Origin of the sequence: Shinella zoogloeoides, from assembly GCF_003574625.1 — a bacterium.
In the GTDB taxonomy this organism is placed as follows: Bacteria; Pseudomonadota; Alphaproteobacteria; order Rhizobiales; family Rhizobiaceae; genus Shinella; species Shinella zoogloeoides_A.
The window spans coordinates 267,129-288,209 of record NZ_QNUJ01000003.1; the positions used below are offsets into that span (position 1 = coordinate 267,129).

The window sequence follows — 21,081 nt, forward strand, 5'->3', positions numbered from 1 at the left end:
ATTATTTCATCTGCCGCTGCAAGTCATCCTGCGCGCGAGGCTATTCCAGTTGCCGGAGGAACCTGAGTGCAGCCGCAGACAGGGTCATCGCACCCTTGGGAAGGGCGGTTTCATCCACGCGGAACTTCGGGTGATGCAGCGGATAGATTGCCTCCATCACCTCGTTGCGGATGCCGAGGCGGAAATAGACCGACGGGCATTTCTCGCTGTAGAAGGCGAAGTCGTCCGCCGCGGTCCAGCCGGGCGCGTTGAGCACGTTGTCCCGCCCGACGACCTCGGCTCCCGCCTGCTGGACGATGGCGACCATTTCGGGCGCGTTGACGACCGGCGGCTCGCCGCGCTGGATTGTCACCGCGACGCTTGCATCATGGGTGGCGGCGACGCCTTCGAGGATCTGCCGCAGCCGGCGCCAGGCCTTCTGTCGTGTCTCCTCGTGGCCGCTGCGGATCGTGCCCTTCAGGCGCACTTCGGGGGCGATCACGTTATAAGCGCCGCCGCCCTCTATGCCGGTGACGGAAACCACCAGCGGGTCGTAGGGATCGATCTCGCGCGAAACGATCTTCTGCAATTCCGTCACCATGGAACAGGCGACCGCGATCGCATCCACTCCGTCGGAGGGCTTGGCGGCATGGGCGGAATTGCCGGTAACGACGACGTCGAAGATATCGCAGGCGAGCGTGTAGGGACCGGCGCCGACAGCGATCTGTCCGGCGGGCGTATAGGGATCGACATGGATGCCGATTGCGGCGTCCACGTCATCGAGAAGCCCCTCCTCGATCACCCGCCGGCCGCCGAGCGGCTCGGCTTCCTCGGCGGGCTGGAAGATCAGGCGCACCGTGCCGCTGAACGACGATCTCTGCCGGTCGAGCAGGACCGCGGCGGCGTAGCCCATCGCAGCATGCGCGTCGTGCCCGCAGGCATGCATCACGCCCGGTCGCCCGGAGGCGAAGGGCACGCCCGATGCCTCGGTGATCGGCAGCGCATCGATATCGGCCCGGATCACCACCTTGCGGTTCGAAGGCCCGGCCGTTCCGGCGATATCCACGGCAAGGCCGAAGCCCGCGACGGGCCGGACATTCTCCAGCCCCGCCGCCTCGAGCGCCTGCTTCAGATAGGCCTGCGTCTCGCGCTCCTCGTTCGACAGTTCCGGATTGCGATGGAGGTGGCGCCGGATGTCGATCATCCCGCGTTCCAGCGACGGCTCCATCGCGGCGGTGTCGGGGTCAGGCCTTGACATGGATGTCCCGCGGGAAGTTGGTCAGCGTCTCGCAGCCGCGTTCGGTCACGAGGATCGTCTCGCTGACCTCGATCCCCCAGCCGTCCATCCACATGCCGAGGATGGAGTGCAGCACGTTGCCGGGCTTGAGGATGGTCCTGTCGCCCGGGCGCAGGCTGATCGTGTGCTCGCCCCAGTCCGGCGGATAGGCGACGCCGATGGAATAGCCGATGCGCGATTCCTTTTTCAGGCCGTAGCGCTGGATGACCTGCCGCCAGGCGGCCTCGACCTCCTCGGCCGTGATGCCCGGCTTGATGGCGGCGAGCACGGCCTCCATGCCTTCGAGTACCGCCTTGCCGGTGTCGCCGACCTTGGTCGGCATCCGGCCGAGCTGCATGGTGCGGGCAAGGCCGGCCGTATAGCGGCGGACGACGCCGGCAAGCTCCAGCGCGACCGTCTCGTTCTCGCCGAAGCGCCGGTCGCTCCACATGACATGGGGGGCCGATGCGTTCTCGCCGGCAAGGATGGTCGGGGGAAGGGCGGTGATGTCCCCGGCGAAATCGGGTGAGCCGGCAACTTGCGCGGCCTGGATCCGCGCGATGGCATCGCATTCGCGCACGCCGGGCGCGATGACGTCATAGGCGGCGGTCACGGCGGCTTCGGCAAGGCGCGAGGCCTTGCGCAGATAATCGATCTCGGCGGCGGACTTGACGCTGCGGATCCAGTTCACCAAGAGGTCCGCATCGTGGAAGGTTGCGTTGGGCAGGCCGGCGGTAAGGCGCGCATGCGCCTTCGGCGAGTAATAATAGGCCTCCAGCTCGATGCCGATATTGCCGCGATCCCAGCCCTTGCGGGCAATCCAGCCGGCGATCCAGTCCATCGGGTGGCGGTCGGCGCGCTGGACATGGTCCTCCGGGAAGCCGACGACGTTTTCCGGCTTCATCCATGCGGTCAGAAGGCCGCCGGCCGCATCCATGGCGCGGCCGATCCAGACGGGCTCCTCGTCCGCGAGGGGAACGAGCACGACCTGCGGCGTGTAGAAAGACCAGCCGTCATAGCCGGTGATGTAGTGCTGGTTGGCGACGTCGTTGACGACCAGCAGGTCGAGATTGCGGCGCGCCATCTCCGCACGGATGGCCTGGAGGCGGGCCTTGTATTCGGAAAGCGCGAAGGGAAGTTCGATCATGATGGATGCATCCTGTCGGGTGGCGGTTATCGGGTATCGGCAAGGGTGAGCAGGCGGCAGGCCGCCGCCGGGTCGGGCGCTATCCCGCATTGGCGGAGGCTGGCCCAGGCGGCCGCAAGGTTGCTGGTGACGACCGGCAGGCCGGTTCGCCGTTCGATCTCGGGCGCACATTGCGCGGCACGGAGGGCCGTGCAGGCGAGGAACAGCGCCTCGGCGCCGGGCGTGATCGTCTCGACGGCCAGCCGCACGATCTCCTCGAGCGGCAGGCGCGCCATCTCGCGGTCGTCCTCCATGCCGAGGCAGACAAGGCGGTCGACGTCAAAGCCCTTCGCGGCGAAGAACGCCTGCATCGGCTCTGCCGTGCGCCGGACATAAGGCGTCAGGATAGCGATGCGCCGTGCCCGCAGGGTGCGAAGCGCCCGGACGGCGGCGCCGGCGGGCGTGATGACCGGCGTTTCCGGCTTGCCCGCTTCGAGGGTCGCGGCCACCGCATCCTCGCCGATGACGACCGAGGCGGAAGTACAGCCGTAGACGATGGCGTCGAGCGCCTCGCCGGGCAGGATAAGCTCGGCAGCGGCGGCAAGGTGCGGATGCATCGCGCGCAGGTTTTCCGGCGTGGTCGGGTTGGCGTAGTGGACGCGGGCCACATGGACCGCGACGGCATCGCTCGCGACGAGACGCCGGAAATCCGCCTCGACGGTGTGGTCGGTCGCAAGTGCGATCAGGCCGATGCGCCTGGGTGCAGGGCGATCGTCCAGTGCCGGCCGTGGCTGAATTTCCTCGATCATGCGCGCTCCGCAGCTCTCGACCTGTATTGAGCCGCGCAGAAAGAACCGCGTCAATCTTCGAAAAAGACACGTGTCAATTTATCAGATCGAGAGAATGCTCCGGTCGGGCGCCGCGCGCAGGAGCGAGGCAAGGATATCGAGGCCCGCGCGCAACTCCTCCGCTTCCGTCGCGCCGACCGAAAGCCGGACGGCGCCGGCGGGAAGGCCGGAGAGGCAGAAGGGTGTGCTCGGGGCGACGGCGACGCCGCGCGCCCGCGCCTGGGAGACGAAGGCGAGCTCGTCGTGATCGGGTGGAAGGGGCAACCAGACATGCAGGCCCTCGGGATGCGCGCGGCAGGATGCCTTGCCGAGGGATTCCGCCACGATGCGATGGCGGGCACGCAGCGTCTCGCGCTGCCAGCCGACCAGGGCGTCCATGGTGCCGTCGCCAAGCCATAGCGTGGCGATCTCGGCCATGATTGGCGTCGCCATCCAGTTCGCCATCAGTTGCCGGTTGGCGATCGTCGCGGCGAAATGATCGGGCGCGGCCACATAGCCGATCCTCAGGCCCGGCACGGCAACCTTGGTGAAGCCGGTGATGTAGATCGTGCGTTCCGGCGCGAGGGCCGCGAGCGGCTGCGGTCGGTCGGACAGAAGCGGACCGAAGACATCGGTCTCGATGATCGTCACGTCATGCCTCCGCGCGACCTCGGCTATTGCCCGCCGCCGGTTTTCTGACATCACAACGGCGGTGGGATTGGCAAGGTTCGGCTGGAGCGTCGCCACCCGCACCTCCTCGCGAAGGCAGGCCTCCTCCAGCGCCTCCGGCAGCATTCCATCCGCGTCGGCGGCGATTGCCCGCACCCTGATGCCGAGATAGTCGGCGAGGGGGCGGATGACGTGATAGCAGATCTCTTCCGCCGCGAGGATCGCGCCCGGGCCGGCCGCAGACATGAGCGCGACGGTGAAGGCGGAGGATGCGCCGTTCGTCAGCAGCACGTTCTGCGGCGCTGCCTCCAAGCCAAGGCCGGAAAGCCAGGAGACGGCCGCCTCGTTGTGGCGGGCGAAGATGGTGTTGGGCCGGAAGGACAGCACGGCGGCCGGCGGGATCGTGTCGCCGAGCCGGCGCAGCGCTGCCTTCATCCGGTCGAGCTGCATGGCGGTGCAGACGGGCGTCACGATGGAGAGGTCGATGACATTCGCTAGCCGCTCGGCGATATAGGGCGGCTGCAGCGCCGGGCCGCCCGGCTTCACATAGGTGCCGCGCCCCACCTCGCCGGACACGAGGCCCCGGCGGGCCAGGATGTCATAGGCCTTGCTGACCGTCTGGATGGAGACCTTCAGGTCATAGGCAAGGTCGCGATGGGCCGGCAGCTTGCCGCCCGCCGCAAGCCGGCCGCTCTTGATCGCGGCCGTGAACTGGTCGGCGAGGGAAATGTAGACGGGACGCCGCAGGAGGGCGGGATCGGGTTGCCATTTTGTCATGCATTTTTCTGGCGCAAATGCATGACAATTTCAATGGCTCAGCTTTCCGCTATGCCGCACCAGTCCGCCGCAAAGAGGGCGAGCGTCTTGGTGACGCGCTTCAGCGAAGAAAGGCTGACTCGCTCGTCGATGCCGTGGATGTTTTCGGCCACCGGGCCATAGACGAGCGCTGGGATGTTGCCGTGCACGGAGAAGACGGCAGCGTCGAGATAGCAGGCCATGACATAGGAGGGTAGCTCGCCTCCCGCATGCGTCAGGGCGTGGGCGGCGCGAAGGCTGGCTTCGGCCGGCGTTCCCTCGGCAAGCTCGTAGTCTGCATGCATCACGCCGACCCAGGTGAGGTCGACCAGACCCTCGCCTGCAAAGGCCGGATCTTCCGTCTGAATGCGCGCGAGGAAGGCTTCGAATTCCACCGCACGCGCCTGCGGATCCTCGCCTGGGTAGAAACCGATGCGGCCCTCCGCAACGCAATCGCTGGGAATGGAGGCGATCCAGTCGCCGCCGCTGATCGTGCCGATGGTCAATGCCACGGGGTTGGCGAGCTCGCTGAACCAGCGCCTGTCCTGCCGCTCGTCGATCCATTTGCGCTCCAGCGCCCGGAGGTGGCCGATCAGGCGGATCATGAGATCGATGGCGCTCTGGCCGGATTCCGGCTCGCGGGGATGGGCGGGACGGCCCTTGGTTTCCAGCCGAAACTTGATGACGCCGGCATTGGCCCGCACGAGCTGTTCGTCCGTCGGTTCGGGGCTGATGACGGCGTCGGCGACGAAGCCGCGTTCGAAGAGCGTCGCGGCGCCGTTGCCGGTGATCTCCTCCTCCACGACGGACTGGACTTGGATATCACCCCGCAGGGAAAGGCCGGCCGCTGCGATGGCGTCGAGCGCGAAGATGGAGGCGACGAGGCCGGCCTTCATGTCGCCGGCGCCGCGCCCGTAAAGCCAGTCGCCCTTGCGGACCGGCTGGAAGGGGGCGGAAGCCCAGCGGTGGCTGCTTCCCGCCGGAACGATGTCGACATGGGAATTGAAGGCGAGCGACCGGCCGCCCTTGCCGCCTGCCGGCTTCAGGCCGACGACATTCCAGCTTTCCGCATAGTCGACGGTCGCCGGCGAGAATGCCGGGTGCCGCCCGATCTTCGAGGCATCGGTGCGCAGGCGCTCCACCGCAAAGCCGCGCTTCTGCAATGCCGCCTGAACGAAATCCTGCGCCTCGGCCTCCTCGTTGCGGAGGGAACGGAAAGCGACCAGCTTTTCCAGAAACCGGACCTCACTCTCAAAAGACTGGTCTACGGCATTGAGAATACGGCAATTTGCAGATGTCATGGCGGGCCGGGTCCGAAGTTGAATGCGGTGCGGGGCAGCGTAACCGCTGTCTCGCTCATTTCAAGCTGGATCGTCCGGAAGCCCGACTTCCGCTTTGACACGGGCGGCGAACTCCATCATTCAGAGGCGGATTGAAAGCGTCGGCGATAGAGACCCGTGAAGACAGGCAAGAAGGAAAAGAAAACGAGGGAGCGCAAGCCGAAGACGCTCCTGCAGAAGCTCGCGGCTTCGCCCGAGAAGCTGTTCTCGGGTGCCTTCCGCCAGCAATATGCCGCCCTTTGCTTTCGCCCCGCGTCGACGGGCGAAGGGATCGAGATCCTTGTCGTGACGTCGCGCGACAGCGGGCGGTGGATCATTCCCAAAGGCTGGCCGATGAAGGGCAGGAAACCCTATGAAGCGGCGGCCATCGAGGCGCTGCAGGAGGCCGGCGTCAAGGGAACCGTCCGCAAGAAGCCGGTCGGCAGCTATACCTACCTGAAGCTGCTCGACGACGGCGATGTCGCGCCCTGCATCGTCGACGTCTTCCAGATCGAGGTCACGAGCGTCACGGAAAAGTTCAAGGAAAAGGGCGAGCGCATCCTCGCCTGGGTCAGCCCGGACGAAGCCGCCCGGCGCGTCCGCGAGATCGAGCTCAAGTCCATGCTGGTCGAATTCGTCCCCCGTTGAAGCTCCGGCGGCTTTATGCCGCCGGAATTCCGGTCCGTCAGTCGAGGACGGCCATTTGCAGTTCGGCGTGGCGGCCGAGGGTCTTCATCCACTCGCCATATTGCGGCTGATTGCGGATCTGCCGGCCGTAGTGACGGCCGAGCGCGGCCGTCAACTCGCCCTTGCGGCCGAGCTGCTCGTCGGCAAAGCCGATCATCTGCGAGTTCGGCCAGGCCTGCGGCCGGATCGTGACGAGGCGGGTGAAAAGGTTCTCGGCCGTTTCATCCGGGTTGGCCTGCGCCATCAGGGTCAGCATGGCGGCAGTCGAGCGGGAAACGCCCATATGGCAATGCACGAGCAGGTGGCTCGACGCCTGCGCGTTCTGCTGGGCCTGGAAGTCCGAGCCGAATTTCAGGATGGCCTCGACATGGTCGGGACGCGGCATCACCCGGTCCGGCGCGGCGACGATGATGTCGTGGAAGCGCAGCGTCGTGCGGTGGTGCTGGCCATAGGTCGCGAAGGTCTCGATCTCGGGAAGCTCCGGGTCGAGCAGGGACAGGACATGGGTCACCTTGCGCTCGCGCTGCGCCGGCAGCTCCTCTATGCCGCAAATCGTCAGTTCCGGGGTAAAGATCACATCCATGGTCTGTCCTTTCAGTCTTCGATGCAAATGATTGGTGTCATTTTCCGTGCCCTACGCTACGGAAATGGCGGTGTTATGATGGGTCTTTCCCCGGCGCGGGCCGGGAACCACAGTTCGACCGTCGTGCCCTTGCCGGGGGTGGAATGAATGCGCGCGTCGCCGCCGCTCTGCCGCACGAAGCCATAGACCACGGCAAGGCCGAGGCCGGCGCCGCCCTGTTCGTTGCGGGTGGTGAAATAGGGCTCGAACGCCTTGTCCGCCGCCTCCGGCGACATGCCGACACCCTCGTCGCTCACCGACACGACGACGCCCGTCTCGTTGCGGAAGGAACGCACGAGGATCGTTCCGCCTTCGGGCATCGCCGCGGCGGCGTTGAGGCAGAGATTGAGCACGGATTGCTCGAAGAGGGCCGGATCGAGCAGCACGGCCGGAAGGCCCTCCGCGATGTCGAAGGCGAGGCGGCATTTCTCGCCGATGGCGATCTCCAGCACGTCCGCCATGCCGCGCAGCAGCGCGCCGATCTCCACCGCGCCCGGATGGATCGGCTGCTGGCTGCCGATGGAAAGCATGCTGCCGGCGAGCGAACGCCCGCGGTCGGCGGCCTTGCGGATGCGGGAGAGATGCCGCTTCTGCCGGTCGTTGAAGCCGGTCTCGCGCTCCAGCAGGCCGAGACTTCCCGTGATGATGCCGATCATGTTGCCGACCTCGTGGCTCACCTGATGGGTCATGCGCATGATGCCGTCGAGGCGGTGCGCCTTGGCCGCCTCCGCTTCCTGCCGGTCCATGTCCGTGACGTCGCGGGCAAGTAGCACGATGCCGCCGTCCGGCTGGCGGGAGAGCGAGACCTCCGTGACGCGCCCGGCCTTCGAGCGGTGGCGCAGGACGGCGCGGTCCTCCAGCGCACCCCGGTCTTCGTCCGCGGGCAGAAGGGCGGGCTCTATCTCGGGAATGGGCTCCACGAATTTCCGCGCCGGCAGCTTTCGCGCAGAACCGGACCAGCCGACGAGCTCGATGACGCGCCGGTTCATGGTGATCGGCCGGCCGCGCGGATCGAAGAGCGCGATCCCTTCATTCATGTTGCGGAAGGTCGAGCGGATGGTCCGGGCGGCCGCTTCGGCGGTGCGCCGGAGCCGCGAAACGCGCTCGACGCTCTCGCGGAAGGCGCGGAAGGCCTCCAGGAGCCGCACAAGCTCCGTTTCCGATCCCTCGTAGCTCGGCGTCTCGACATCCTTGCGGCCCTCCGCAAGCGCGTTCATGCCACTCGAAAGCGAGACGATGCCGCGCGAGACGCGCATCACCGAGCGGATGGAAAGGACCGCCATGGCAAGCACCAGGAGCGCGGCGAAGGCGACGATGACGAGCAGCCGGCTCAGCACGTCGGAAGTGGTGAGCAGGTCGTCGTTCAGTCCACGGGCGACGGCCTCGCTCTGCGTTTCCGTAGCATGCGACAGGTCGCGCGAGACGACATGCAGCCGCGCGACGGCTGCGCGGATCGAGAACATTTCGAGCAGGTACTGGGTCTGTGCCTCGAAGACCCGTTCATAGGGGGCGAGCTCGGCGGCGGAAACGCGGACATCCGGCGCCGCCCGCTCGAGGCGCGGCGTGGTTTCCGCCACATAGCGGCGGCGCAGCTCGCCGAGCTGGAAAAGGCTGTCGGAATTGGAGGCCGACTGCACGATGCCATTCAGCCGGCGGCGGAAATCCGCGTCGGCGATGCCGCGCCCGGTCGCGATCTCGCCCAGCGCCGCGGCGGCTTCCGCCTTGTGCTGCTGGGCGGAATCGGCATCGGCGGCAAGCGTCGTCGTCTGGTTGCGGATGGTCTCCAGCAGTTCGACGATCCGGGCGCTGGCAAAGCCCTTGACCGCCTTCTCGCCGCTTTCCGGCTGCATGGCGCGCAGCAACACATCGACCTGCCCGACCACCGAGCGGCTTTCGCTGGAAACGCGGTAGGGCGACGTCGCATTCATCAGGAACGGCGCGCTCGACACGAGGTCCGAGACCTGGCGGGAGACGAGGGAGGCCTTGGCGAGGCTGGAAAAGGCCTGAAGCCCGTAGGCGGCCATCTCTTCCCGCGCCCGCTGCAGGCCGTAGACGGCGATGGTCGCGAGGCTGAAGACCAGCACGCAGATGAAGACGATCGCAAACGGCAGGCGGAAGGCGATCGACGAAAGGAAGGGGCGGCTGATCACAGGGCGGGCTCACCGTCGTCCGTGTCGAGGACATATCCCTTGCCGCGCCGCGTCTTGATATGGCGCGGCAGGTCCGGGTTGCGCTCGATCTTGCGCCGCAGCCGAAGCACGAGGACATCGACGTTGCGGTCGATGTAGCGGTCGCTCTCCGCGCCGAGCCGGTCGAGGATATGCGCGCGGCTGACCGGCATGTTCGGTGTCTCGGCGAGGATTTCGAGGAGGGTGAATTCCGCGCTGGTCAGCGATTTGCCCGGATCGGAGAGGCAGACGGCGCGGCGGTTCTTCAGGTCCACCGACCAGTCGCCGAGTCGGAGCGAAGCGGGCTCCGGCTCGCGCTCGCCGTCGCGCTCCGGCTTCAGCGACGGTATCGTGCGGCGCAGCACCGCCTTGATGCGGGCGGTGAGCTCGATCGGTTCGAAAGGCTTGACGACATAGTCGTCCGCCGCCGTTTCCAGCCCTAGCACGCGATCCGCCGCGCTGCCGGCGGCCGTCACCATGACAATGCCGATATTGGTCTGCGCACGCAGGCGCTGGGCGAAGGTGCGCCCGGAGGTGCCGGGAAGGTTATGGTCGACGAGCACGAGATGCACGGTCTCATGCGCGAGCACGGCCGCGGCCGCTTCGGCCGACGGGGCGATAAGCGGCGTCCAGCCTTCCGCCTCCACGAGGTCGGAAACAAGCTCCGCCATGTCCGGATCGTCCTCGACGATCAGAATCCGAATCCGCTCGATCAGCACTGCACGTCCTCCCGCCCGCATCATAGGCGGCGCTTGTCGAATGTTCAAAGCAGCTCGTGTTATGCGGATTTATCACATTTGTAATCTTTGTAATTTTTGCCATGCGGCGGCCGCCCCAGGCTGTAAGAACGGTAACCATTCTTCGATTGCGGCAGGCGGGGAATGTGACATCCTGACTGCGGAGATTGGGACGGCGACGTTCCAAATGGGAGGAAATCGTGAAAGGCATCACCGCTTTCGGCGCGGGCGTGGCCCTGTGGCTATGCAGCGTCACGACCGGCATGACAGCCCCGGCGCTCACCGTTCTGTGCGGCGTCGACGAGGACTGGTGCGCGGCGATGAAGAAGGCGTACGAGGCGAAGTCCGGCCTCGAAATCTCGATGACCCGCAAGAGCACCGGCGACATCCTCAACCAGATCCGCGCCGAGAAGGTCGCCCCGACGGTCGACGTCTGGTGGGGCGGCACGGGCGACACGCATCTCCAGGGCGGGTCGGAAGACCTTCTCGAACCCTATCGTCCGGCGCATGAACGCGACATGCTGCCCTGGGCGCAGAATTTCTTCGCCATGTCGGGCGGGCGCTCGGCGGGCATCTATGCCGGAGCGCTCGGCTTTGCCTACAATGCCGACCTCCTGCGCCAGCTGAAACTGCCCGCGCCGGCCTGCTGGAAGGACCTTGCCGACATTTCCTATCGCGGGCGCATCGAGAGCGGCAATCCGAACTCCTCCGGCACGGCCTTCACGACGCTCGCGACGCTGGTGCAGCTCTTCGGCGAGGACGAGGCGTTCCGTTTCATGGCGGCGCTCAACCGCAATATCGGGCGCTATACGAGCGCCGGGTCCGCGCCGGTCAAGGCGGCGGCGCGCGGCGAGACACTGATCGGCATCTCCTTCATGCATGATGCAGTCACCCAGAAACAGGCGGGCTATCCGCTGGTGATCGTCGCGCCCTGCGAGGGCACCGGCTACGAGATCGGCGCGGTCAGCATCGTCAAGGGCGCGCGGCATCCGGATGAGGCGAAGCGCTTCGTCGACTTTGCGCTCAGCCCGGAAGGACAAGGCACCGGCGCGGCATCCGGCCAGAACCAGGTGCCGTCCAATGCGAAATCGACCCTGCCGCTGGCAGCGCCCGATATCTCGATGATCAAGATGGTGGATTACGACTTCGCGACCTTCGGCTCGCCGGAAGAGCGAAGTCGGCTGCTCGAAAGGTTCGACGCGGAGATCGCCGCGACGAACTGAGCGAGCCTTCACGCAAGACTTAGGAATACCGCGGACGCGCCGCCCTCGCGGGCAGGCCGATGGCCCCCTCGTGCGCCGTTCGCAGCCAAATTCATGACCAGGCAACAGGAGGATGCCCAATGAAAATGAAGACCCTTTCCCTCATGCTCTTCGCCGGAACGGCCCTTGCCGCCCTGCCGGCAAAGGCCGCCGGCGAGCTCAACCTCATCTGCTCGGCCGACGTTGTCATCTGCGAGCAGATGAAGGGCGATTTCGAGAAGGCGCACAGCGACATCAAGGTGAACATGGTTCGCCTGTCCTCCGGCGAGACCTATGCGAAGGTCCGCGCGGAAGCCCGCAACCCGAAGACCGACATCTGGTGGGCCGGCACGGGCGACCCGCACCTGCAGGCCGCTTCCGAAGGCCTGACGCTGGAATACAAGTCGCCCAAGCTCGACGAGCTCAACGACTGGGCCAAGAGCCAGGCGGAAAGCTCGGGCTACCGTACGGTCGGCGTCTATGCCGGCGCGCTCGGCTGGGGCTACAACAACGACATCTTCAAGTCGAAGGGCTTCAAGGAGCCGAAGTGCTGGGCCGACCTCCTGGCGCCCGAACTGAAGGGCGAGATCCAGATCGCCAACCCGAACTCCTCGGGCACGGCCTATACGGCGCTCGCCTCCCTCGTGCAGATCATGGGCGAGGACCAGGCCTTCGACTACCTGAAGAAGCTGAACGAGAACATTTCGCAATACACCAAGTCCGGCTCAGCGCCGGTCAAGGCGGCGGCGCGCGGCGAAACGGCGCTCGGCATCGTCTTCGTGCACGACGCCGTGGCACAGATCGCCGAAGGCTTCCCGGTCACCTCGGTCACGCCCTGCGAAGGCACCGGCTACGAGATCGGCTCCATGTCGATCATCAAGGGCGCGCGCAACCTCGACAATGCGAAGATCTGGTACGACTGGGCGCTGACCCCGGAAGTCCAGTCGCGCATGAAGGATGCCAAGTCCTTCCAGCTTCCCTCCAACAAAAACGCGGAGATTCCGAAGGAAGCGCCGAAGTTCGAGGATATCAAGCTGATCAACTACGACTTCAAGACTTACGGCGACCCGGCAAAGCGCAAGGAATTGCTGGAGCGTTGGGACCGCGAAGTCGGCGCTGCCGCCAACTGATGTCCTGAGTGGCGGCGCCCGTCTCCTCCGGGCGCCGCCTTCCCATAATCAAAGACAGCGAGGTCGGCCATGACGAATGGCAATCGCAGGCTGGACATCGTCCTGATCCTGGGCGCGGTCGCATTGACCCTTCTGCCCTGGTATCGCATCGAGAACGGCTTCTTCGGGTTCGGCTGGCTGGCCGGTTTCCCGCTTTCCACCGAGGCCGCACCCGGTCTCGTCCAGATCGCGGCGCATGGCCGCCTGTGGCTCGCGGCCGTCGTGCTGCTCCTTCTCATCGCCGGTGCAGCGCGCGGCATGGCGGACCCGATGCGCCGCGGCGCCGTGCTGGCCTGGGTGGGGGCGATCGGCGTCCTGTTCCTGGCGCTCCAGGGGCTGGCCATCGGCTTCTCCGGCTGGACATGGGCGATCAGCGAAAGCCTGTTCGGCCCGCTTGCCGACGGCCAGTCCTCGATGGGGGCGGGCGCGGTGCTCTGCGCCATCACCTTCGTCCTGATGTTCTCCTTCGGCCTTGCCGAGCGGGGCGTCATGAAGGGCGATGCCTTCGTCGTCAGCTCGATCTCGCTGCTCGTCTTCCTCGTCGCGGTCTTCGTCTTCTATCCGATCGGCAGCATGTTCATCGGCTCGGTGCAGGATTTCGACGGCTCGTTCAATCCCGACAATTTCATCCGCAACCTGCAGGATCCGAGCATCTGGAGCCTCAATTGCGTCATCGGCGCGGGCCGCTGCGGCGTCGCCTGGCGCACGCTATGGCTCGCCATCATGACGGGCCTCGGCTCCACGCTGCTCGGCCTCGCCTTCGCGCTGGTCGCCACCCGCACGCAGTTTCCCTTCAAGAAGGGCCTGCGCCTGCTGACGATCCTGCCGATCATCACCCCGCCCTTCGTCATCGGCCTTGCGCTGACGCTGCTCTTCGGCCGCGCCGGCGTGGTCACGCAGGGGCTTTCGAGCCTCCTCGGCATCGAGCCCGGTCGCTGGCTCTACGGGCTCACCGGCATCTGGATCGCTCAGGTCCTTTCCTTCACGCCGATCTCCTTCCTCGTGCTGATCGGTGTCGTCGAGGGCGTCAGCCCGTCGATGGAGGAGGCCTCGACCACGTTGCGCGCCAATCGCTGGCGCACCTTCTACCGCGTCTCGCTGCCGCTGATGAAGCCGGGCCTCGCCAATGCCTTCCTCATCGGCTTCATCGAGAGCATGGCCGATTTCGGCAACCCGCTGGTGCTCGGCGGCAGCCATGGCGTGCTCTCGACGGAAATCTTCTTCGCCGTCGTCGGCTCGCAGAACGATCCGTCCCGCGCCGCCGTGCTCGCCATGGTGCTGCTCTTCTTCACGCTCTCGGCCTTCCTGGCCCAGCGCGTCTGGCTCTCCGGCAAGAATTTCGCCACCGTCACCGGCAAGGGCGACAGCGGGGCGCATATCGCCCTGCCGAAGGGGCTTTCCATCGCCGTCCATTCGGTGGTCATCCCGTGGGGCCTGTTCACGCTGGTCATCTACGGCATGATCCTCGTCGGCGGTTTCGTGAAGACCTGGGGCCTCGACAATTCGCTGACGCTCGACCACTACATCAAGGCCTTCTCGATCACCTTCGGCAATGGCACGGCCTGGGGCATCGCCTGGACGGGCGTCGCCTGGAACTCGTTCTGGACGACCATGGAGATCGCGCTTCTTTCCGCGCCGCTCACCGCCGCGGTCGGCCTGCTGACGGCCTATATCATCGTGCGCCAGAAGTTCGCCGGGCGGAACGTCTTCGAATTCGCGCTGATGATGAGCTTCGCTATTCCCGGCACGGTCATCGGCGTCAGCTACATCATGGCCTTCAACCTGCCGCCGCTGGAAATGACGGGCTCGGCGCTGATCCTGATTGCCTGCTTCGTCTTCCGCAACATGCCGGTCGGCGTGCGCGGCGGCATCGCGGCGATGAGCCAGCTCGACAAGAGCCTCGACGAGGCCTCGCTGACGCTGCGCGCCGGCAGCTTCCGCACGATCCGCAAGGTCATTCTGCCGCTGCTGCGCCCCGCCATCACCGCCGCGCTCGTCTATTCCTTCGTGCGCGCCATCACGTCCATCAGCGCCGTCATCTTCCTCGTGAGCGCCGAATACAACATGGCGACGTCCTACATCGTTGGCCTCGTCGAGAACGGCGAATACGGCGTGGCGATCGCCTATTCCTCCATGCTGATCGTCGTGATGATCGCGGTCATCGCCGTCTTCCAGCTTCTCGTGGGTGAACGGCGGCTCAGGCGCGAGAACCGCGTCGCCGGCCTCACCCCGTCCTCTTCCTCCCGTCAGGAGAAAATAGCATGATCAATCCCAAAGCCGGTTCCGTCACCTTCGAGAATGTGAAGAAGACCTTCGGCGCCTTCACCGCGATCCCGGACCTGTCGCTCACCATCGAGCCCGGCACGCTCGTCACCCTGCTCGGCCCCTCCGGCTGCGGCAAGACCACGACGCTCAGGATGCTCGCCGGCCTCGAGCACCCGACCGCCGGGCGCATCCTCATCGGCGGCAAGGACGTCACCATGCTGCCGGCCAACGAGCGCGACGTCTCTATGGTGTTCCAGTCCTATGCGCTCTTCCCGCACATGAGCTCGCTCGACAATGTCGCCTATGGCCTGGAATCCTCCGGCCTCTCGCGCAGGGAGGCGCGGGAGCGGGCGGAGGAGGGGCTGGCGCTCGTCGGCCTTGCCGGCATGGGCCACCGCCTGCCGGCCGAGCTTTCCGGCGGCCAGCAGCAGCGCGTCGCCGTCGCTCGCGCGCTGGTGCTGGAGCCGCAGGTGCTGCTCCTCGACGAGCCCCTGTCGAACCTCGATGCGCGCCTGCGCCGCAAGGTGCGCACGGATATCCGCGAGCTCCAGCAGCGTCTCGGCTTCACCGCCGTCTATGTCACGCACGACCAGGACGAGGCGCTCGCCGTCTCCGACCGAATCATCGTCATGAAGGACGGCGAGATCGCTCAGTCCGGCGCCCCGCGCGAGCTCTACGAGGCGCCCGCCTCCTCCTTCATCGCCGATTTCATGGGCGAGGCCAATGTGATCGCCTGCGAGGTGATCGGCATCGAGAACGACGAGGCGAAAGTCCGCGTCGGCGGGTTCGAGCGTCGCGTGCCGGCCGGGCGGGCAAGGCCCGGCGCGGCGAACCTTGCCGTGCGGCCGGGCTCGGTGACGCTCACCGAAGGGCGCGGGGAGGGGCTTTCCGGCCGCATCCTGCACTCGGCCTATCTCGGCGATCATGTCGAATACGAAGTCGAGACCGATGTCGGCACGCTCTTCATCGTCGACCACGCCGTCGACCGCATCCTGCCCGCCGCGGCGGATGCCACGCTGCAGTTCAAGAACCGCGGCATCGCCCTCATCAATACCTGACACCATTGCAAGGAATAAACGCATGACGTCGCAAGAGACGGCCCTCGACAAACGCTTCGCCCTCGCCAAGCTCCTCGCGCAGGAGGGCGGGGCAATGGCGCTCGATTATTTCAACCGGCGCGATTCCCTGGTGATCGAGACCAAGCGCGACCTTCAGGACGTGGTCTCCATCGCCGACCGCAACGTGGAGAAACTGATCCGCGACCGGGTCGAGGCCCTGTTCCCGGAAGACGGCTTCCTCGGGGAGGAGTTCGGCCTGACGGCGGGCACATCCGGCTATACCTGGGTCGTCGACCCCATCGACGGCACGGCGCCTTTCGTCAATGGCATGCCGAACTGGTGCGTCTCGGTCGCCGTGCTGCACGAGGGCGTGCCGGTCGTCGGCGTCATCGGCGCGCCTTGCCATGGCGAGCTCTATGCCGCCGCCGCCGGCAGGGGGGCGAAGCTCAACGGCAAGGTCCTGACGCTCGATCCTTCCCGCACCATCGAGAACGCCCTGACCGGCATCGGCGCCAACAGCCATGTCACGCCGGAAGCCGTGGCGGATATCGTCAGCCGCCTGCTGCAGGCGGGCGGCAATTTCATCCGCAACGGTTCCGGCGCGCTGATGCTGGCCTATGTCGCCGCCGGCCGGCTCGTCGGCTATTACGAGCCCTACATGCATGCCTGGGATTGCCTTGCCGGCTATTGCCTCGTCAAGGAGGCAGGCGGCTGGTATCACCCCTTCCCGACGGAAGGCGAGCGGCTGACGAAGGGGTCTCCCGTCGTCGCTGCCGGGCCGGGCGCGCGCGCCGCACTCGCAAAGCTCGCGCAACTGGACTGAAGGCTGCCCCGGCCCGGAGAGGAACGATAATGCATCAACGGTTCGCCATCATCGCGGATCCGCATCTGCACAATGTGCGCGGCAACTATCGCGGGGACCGCATCGCGGCCGACCGCCTGCCCGGCGGGATGGAGCTGCGCACGCTTGCCGACACGGTCCAGTCGACGCGCCTCTTCAACGAAAGCGAGGCGGGCTTTCGCGCGGTGCTGGACGACATCGCCGCGCGCGGCATTCGCCATGTCATCGTCGTCGGTGACTATTCCGACGACGGGCAGGATGAAAGCGTCGCGGCCTCGCTTGCGCTGATGCAGTCCTATGCCGACCGTTTCGGCATGCGGTTCTTCTCCACCGTCGGCAACCATGACGTCTACGGCTATTCCGGCCGAAGCCTCGACCGGAGCTTCCTGCTCGAGGACGGCGGATCCTTCCTGGTCTCGGGATCGCGGCCGGATGGCGAGGGCGTGCTGTTCAATCCCGCCATGCGCTGCCGCTCCTATGCGGAAAGCCTGCCGCGCGGGCTCGGCTTCTTCCGCGACGGCGCGGCGCTGCACTGGGAAACGCCATTCGGCGTGTCTGACGATCTTGCGGACCGGCAATACACCCTGTCCTCGCCGGACGGCCGCCACGAGCGCCGTTTCATCGATGCGTCCTATCTGGTCGAACCGGTGGAGGCCGTCTGGCTGCTCTCCATCGACGGCAATGTCTTCGTGCCGCGCGACGGCGATTTCGACCTTGCGGAAGAAGCTTTCGACGACAGCACGGATGCCGGCTACAACGCGCTGGTGGCGCACCGGCCTTATCTGCTGGACTGGATCGCCGATGTCTCCCGGCGGGCCGAGCGGCTGGGCAAGCGGCTGATCGCCTTTGCCCATTATCCCGCCGTCGACCCGTTCGACGCGACCCTGGAGGACGAGCAGCGGCTGTTCGGGCGGACGATCTTCGTGCGCCGCACGCCCTCGAAAGACACCGCCGCGCTGCTCGCGAAAGCGGGCCTCCGGCTGCATTTCAGCGGGCACCTGCATATCGACAACGTTTCGCAGCAGGATGGCATCGTCAATGTCGCCGTGCCTTCCACCGCCGGCTATCCCGGCGGCTACCGCCTGCTGACGCTTCACGACGACGGAGCCGAGCTCGAAACCATACGCGTGGCGGGCCTTGCCCTCGATCCGGCAATCCTCTCGGCCTATCGCCGGGAGGCGGAACAAAGCGGCCTCGATGTCGGCGACCTGCTGGATGCCGGCGATTTCGGCGCCTTCGCCATCCGGCACCTGCGCGAGATCGTCCACCATCGCTTCTTCGCGAAGGAATGGACGCCGGAAGCCCGGGCCGCCATAAAGCGCATGACGCTGGCGGACATCGCGAGCGAAGGAGCGGGCGTTGCACTTTCCCCGGAGCAGGGCGCGCGGTTCGCGGCCATCCCCGCCATGCGGCTGGTCGAGGCGATCTATATCGCCCGCCACAACGCCGCCTGGCGCCTGGAAATGCCGGAGGACGAGCGCGCGACCTTCGACGCGCTGCTGGATATCTGCGGCATGCCGGCCGGCGAGGGCCTTGCCGCCAGCCTCCTGCGGATATTCCGCCGGCATTTCCGGAAGGACGATTTCCGTCGCCTCGCTTTCTCACGCGACTGGGAGATCGTGACCGGATCTCCGGAAACCGACGCCATCAGGATTGCCCGTTAGGCCGGCAGTCAGGAACAACAAGCTAATGGAAGAGGGGAAACATCGCGCTCGCCCGGCGAAATCCGTGGCTGCGCCCGCGTCGTGGCCTGATCTTCTTTCGCCGGTCTTGCAAAGCGCAAATCCGAAAGGGTACTGATCGATATCGGCGGGCAGGGGGATGGCCTCCACCCAACGTGCAGATCCGAAGGTGGCAAAGCATGGAAATTCTGACGGCGGCCGGCCTCACGGCGCTCTTGCAGGTCATTGCGATCGATCTCGTGCTGGCGGGCGACAATGCGGTGGTCATCGGCCTTGCCGCGGCCGGCCTGGAACCCACGCAGCGTAAGAAGGCGATCCTCGTCGGCATCCTTGCGGCGACGGTCCTTCGCATCATCTTCGCCACGGTCGCCGTGCACCTGCTGGCGATCATCGGCCTGCTGCTCGCCGGCGGCCTGCTTCTGCTCTGGGTCTGCTGGAAGATGTGGCGCGAACTGCGCGGCGGGCACGAGGAGGGCGAGGACGGTGCCACATCCGAGGGCGCCCCGCGAAAAACCTTCTTCCAGGCCGCGACGCAGATCGTCGTCGCCGACGTCTCCATGTCGCTCGACAACGTCCTTGCCGTCGCCGGCGCGGCCCGCGAGCATCCGGGCGTCCTCGTCGTCGGCCTCGCGCTCTCCATCGCGCTGATGGGTATCGCGGCCAACTTCATCGCCCGCCTGCTCAACAAGCATCGCTGGATCGCCTATATCGGCCTTGCGATCATCCTCTATGTCGCGCTCGACATGATCTATCGCGGCGCGCTTGAAGTGATGCCCTACATTCCGGCAAGCTGAACCCTTCCGCGCGGCATTTTCGGCTGGCTTTCGATTGCCGCGCGAAGCGAACCGGGACAGTCGCCGAAGGGGGATTGTTTTTCCCATCAGTATTATGATTGTATTGCGGAAATGGCATCGGCGCATCGATCCCGTGCCGCGGCCTTCAAGCACAATCGAAAATGGGGAACCGGAATGAACAGGGAAAAGATCAATTCGCGCATTCGCCCGCTGCTCGCCGGCGCGGCCTTCACGCTGCTGCTGGCCACCGGCGGCATGGCGCCCGCCTTTGCCGAGACGCCGGCCGATACGCTCGTCCAGGCCTGGGCCATCGACGACACGATCACGCTCGATCCGGCCGAATCCTTCGAGCTGACGCCGGCCGAGTTCATCGGCAATGCCTATGACATGCTCGTGCGCCTCGACATCGCCGACACGACCAAGGTGAAGGGCGGCGTCGCCGAAAGCTGGACCGTCTCCGACGACGGCCTCACCTATACGTTCAAGCTGAAGCCGGGCATCAAGTTCGCCTCCGGCAACCCGCTCACCGCCGAGGATGTCGCCTGGTCCTTCGAGCGCGTCGTCAAGCTCGACAAGAGCCCCGCCTTCATCCTCACCCAGTTCGGCCTGACCGGCGACAACGTCGCGGAAAAGGCGAAGGCCGTGGACGAGGGCACCTTCGTCTTCACCGTCGACAAGCCCTATGCGCCGAGCTTCGTGCTGAACTGCCTCACCGCGACCGTCGGCGCCGTGCTCGACAAGAAGCTGGTGATGGAACACGCCGAATCCACCAAGCCGAGCGACGACTACAAGTACGATACCGATTTCGGCTATGCCTGGATGAAGACCAACTATGCCGGCTCCGGTCCCTTCAAGATCCGCGACTGGCGCGCCAACGAGATCGTCGTGCTGGAGCGCAACGACAACTACTATGGCGAAAAGCCCGCGCTCACCCGCGTCATCTACCGCCACGTCAAGGAAAGCGCGACCCAGCGCCTGATGCTGGAAGCCGGCGACGTGGATGTCGCCCGCAACCTGGAGCCGGGCGATCTGGAAGCCGTTTCCAAAAACGCGGACCTGACGACGACCAGCGCCCCCAAGGGCACGGTCTATTACATCAGCCTCAACCAGAAGAACGAGAAGCTGGCGAAGCCCGAGGTGCGCGAGGCCCTCAAGTATCTCGTCGACTACGACGCGATCGGCTCGACGCTCATCAAGGGCATCGGCGAGATCCGCCAGACCTACCAGGCCAAGGGCGTGCTCGGCGCGCTCGATGCGAGCCCCTACAAGCTCGATGTCGCGAAGGCCAAGGAACTGCTCGAGAAAGCCGGCCTGAAGGACGGCTTCTCCGTCACCTTCGACGTGCGCAACACGCAGCCGGTGACGGGCATTGCCGAGTCCTTCCAGCAGACTGCCGGCCAGGCCGGCGTCAAGGTCGAGATCATTCCCGGCGACGGCAAGCAGACCCTGACCAAGTATCGCGCCCGCAACCACGACATGTATATAGGCCAGTGGGGCATGGACTACTGGGATCCGAACTCCAACGCGGAAGCCTTCACCTCGAACCCGGACAATGGCGACGACGCCTCCGTCAAGACGCTCGCCTGGCGCAATGCCTGGGACATTCCGGAGCTGACGGAGCAGAGCAAGGCCGCCCTTCTGGAGCGCGATTCCGACAAGCGCGCCGAGATGTACAGGAAGCTCCAGCAGGAGGCGCTGGACACCAGCCCCTTCGTGATGATCTTCCAGCAGATCGAGGTCGCCGGCGTGCGCGGCAAGGTCAAGGGCTATACGCTCGGCCCGAGCTTCGACTCCAACCCGCTGGCCCCCGTCAGCAAGGAATAGGC

At 66.0% G+C, this 21,081-nt stretch carries 17 protein-coding genes; 9 read left to right on the top strand and 8 right to left on the bottom strand.

The window, feature by feature from the left end:
* Positions 1-40: 40 nt before the first annotated feature.
* From DSD28_RS07270 to DSD28_RS07290, 5 genes are all read right to left on the bottom strand, one after another.
* Complete coding sequence (locus DSD28_RS07270; protein ID WP_119255713.1) at positions 41-1,237, bottom strand: M20 metallopeptidase family protein; 1,197 nt, start codon at positions 1,235-1,237, stop codon at positions 41-43.
* Positions 1,224-2,402, bottom strand: coding sequence for a M24 family metallopeptidase (locus tag DSD28_RS07275; protein WP_119255714.1), 1,179 nt, complete (start codon positions 2,400-2,402; stop codon positions 1,224-1,226). The genes DSD28_RS07270 and DSD28_RS07275 overlap by 14 nt, the downstream gene beginning before the upstream one ends.
* A 26-nt stretch (positions 2,403-2,428) precedes the next feature.
* Positions 2,429-3,190: an ectoine utilization protein EutA gene (eutA, locus tag DSD28_RS07280; protein WP_119255715.1), complete on the bottom strand. Its 762-nt coding sequence runs from the start codon at positions 3,188-3,190 to the stop codon at positions 2,429-2,431.
* A gap of 81 nt (positions 3,191-3,271) precedes the next feature.
* The gene (locus DSD28_RS07285) at positions 3,272-4,654 is read right to left on the bottom strand and encodes a PLP-dependent aminotransferase family protein (RefSeq protein WP_119255716.1); all 1,383 of its coding nucleotides are present in this window, start codon (positions 4,652-4,654) and stop codon (positions 3,272-3,274) included.
* Between the two features lie 38 nt (positions 4,655-4,692).
* The gene (locus DSD28_RS07290; RefSeq protein ID WP_119255717.1) at positions 4,693-5,973 is read right to left on the bottom strand and encodes an ArgE/DapE family deacylase; all 1,281 of its coding nucleotides are present in this window, start codon (positions 5,971-5,973) and stop codon (positions 4,693-4,695) included.
* 156 nt (positions 5,974-6,129) lie between these two features.
* Here DSD28_RS07290 and DSD28_RS07295 point away from each other — a divergent pair, with 156 nt between their 5' ends.
* Positions 6,130-6,639 carry an NUDIX hydrolase gene (locus DSD28_RS07295; RefSeq protein ID WP_119255718.1) on the top strand — a complete coding sequence of 170 codons (510 nt, stop codon included), beginning with the start codon at positions 6,130-6,132 and terminating at the stop codon, positions 6,637-6,639.
* A gap of 37 nt (positions 6,640-6,676) precedes the next feature.
* On the opposite strand, the gene DSD28_RS07300 is transcribed toward DSD28_RS07295, so the two are convergent.
* The 3 genes from DSD28_RS07300 to DSD28_RS07310 are packed head-to-tail and all read right to left on the bottom strand — an operon-like array spanning position 6,677 to position 10,187.
* Entirely contained in the window at positions 6,677-7,261 is a 585-nt protein-coding gene (locus tag DSD28_RS07300; protein ID WP_119255719.1) for a tyrosine phosphatase family protein, read from the bottom strand.
* A 56-nt stretch (positions 7,262-7,317) separates the two neighbouring features.
* Complete coding sequence (locus DSD28_RS07305; RefSeq protein ID WP_119255720.1) at positions 7,318-9,450, bottom strand: ATP-binding protein; 2,133 nt, start codon at positions 9,448-9,450, stop codon at positions 7,318-7,320.
* Positions 9,447-10,187, bottom strand: coding sequence for a response regulator (locus DSD28_RS07310; RefSeq protein WP_119255721.1), 741 nt, complete (start codon positions 10,185-10,187; stop codon positions 9,447-9,449). The genes DSD28_RS07305 and DSD28_RS07310 overlap by 4 nt, the downstream gene beginning before the upstream one ends.
* 218 nt (positions 10,188-10,405) lie before the next feature.
* On the opposite strand from DSD28_RS07310, the gene DSD28_RS07315 reads away from it, so the two are divergent.
* The 8 genes from DSD28_RS07315 (at position 10,406) to DSD28_RS07350 (ending at position 21,079) form a co-directional block, all read left to right on the top strand.
* Positions 10,406-11,428, top strand: a complete 1,023-nt coding sequence (locus DSD28_RS07315) for an ABC transporter substrate-binding protein (protein ID WP_245424771.1) — start codon at positions 10,406-10,408, stop codon at positions 11,426-11,428.
* 119 nt (positions 11,429-11,547) lie between these two features.
* On the top strand, positions 11,548-12,576 hold the full coding sequence (locus DSD28_RS07320; protein WP_119255722.1) for an ABC transporter substrate-binding protein: 1,029 nt from the start codon (positions 11,548-11,550) through the stop codon (positions 12,574-12,576).
* Between the two features lie 69 nt (positions 12,577-12,645).
* Positions 12,646-14,880 (top strand): ABC transporter permease, encoded by a 2,235-nt coding sequence (locus tag DSD28_RS07325; RefSeq protein WP_119255723.1) that lies wholly within the window; start codon positions 12,646-12,648, stop codon positions 14,878-14,880.
* Complete coding sequence (locus DSD28_RS07330; protein ID WP_119255724.1) at positions 14,877-15,938, top strand: ABC transporter ATP-binding protein; 1,062 nt, start codon at positions 14,877-14,879, stop codon at positions 15,936-15,938. Before DSD28_RS07325 ends, DSD28_RS07330 begins: the two co-directional genes overlap by 4 nt.
* Before the next feature lie 22 nt (positions 15,939-15,960).
* Complete coding sequence (locus DSD28_RS07335; RefSeq protein ID WP_119255725.1) at positions 15,961-16,761, top strand: inositol monophosphatase family protein; 801 nt, start codon at positions 15,961-15,963, stop codon at positions 16,759-16,761.
* A 29-nt stretch (positions 16,762-16,790) separates the two neighbouring features.
* Positions 16,791-18,443 carry a metallophosphoesterase family protein gene (locus tag DSD28_RS07340; RefSeq protein WP_119255726.1) on the top strand — a complete coding sequence of 551 codons (1,653 nt, stop codon included), beginning with the start codon at positions 16,791-16,793 and terminating at the stop codon, positions 18,441-18,443.
* Between the two features lie 197 nt (positions 18,444-18,640).
* Positions 18,641-19,255, top strand: a complete 615-nt coding sequence (locus DSD28_RS07345; RefSeq protein WP_119255727.1) for a TerC family protein — start codon at positions 18,641-18,643, stop codon at positions 19,253-19,255.
* Between the two features lie 174 nt (positions 19,256-19,429).
* Complete coding sequence (locus DSD28_RS07350) at positions 19,430-21,079, top strand: ABC transporter substrate-binding protein (RefSeq protein WP_119255728.1); 1,650 nt, start codon at positions 19,430-19,432, stop codon at positions 21,077-21,079.
* Positions 21,080-21,081 lie beyond the last annotated feature (2 nt).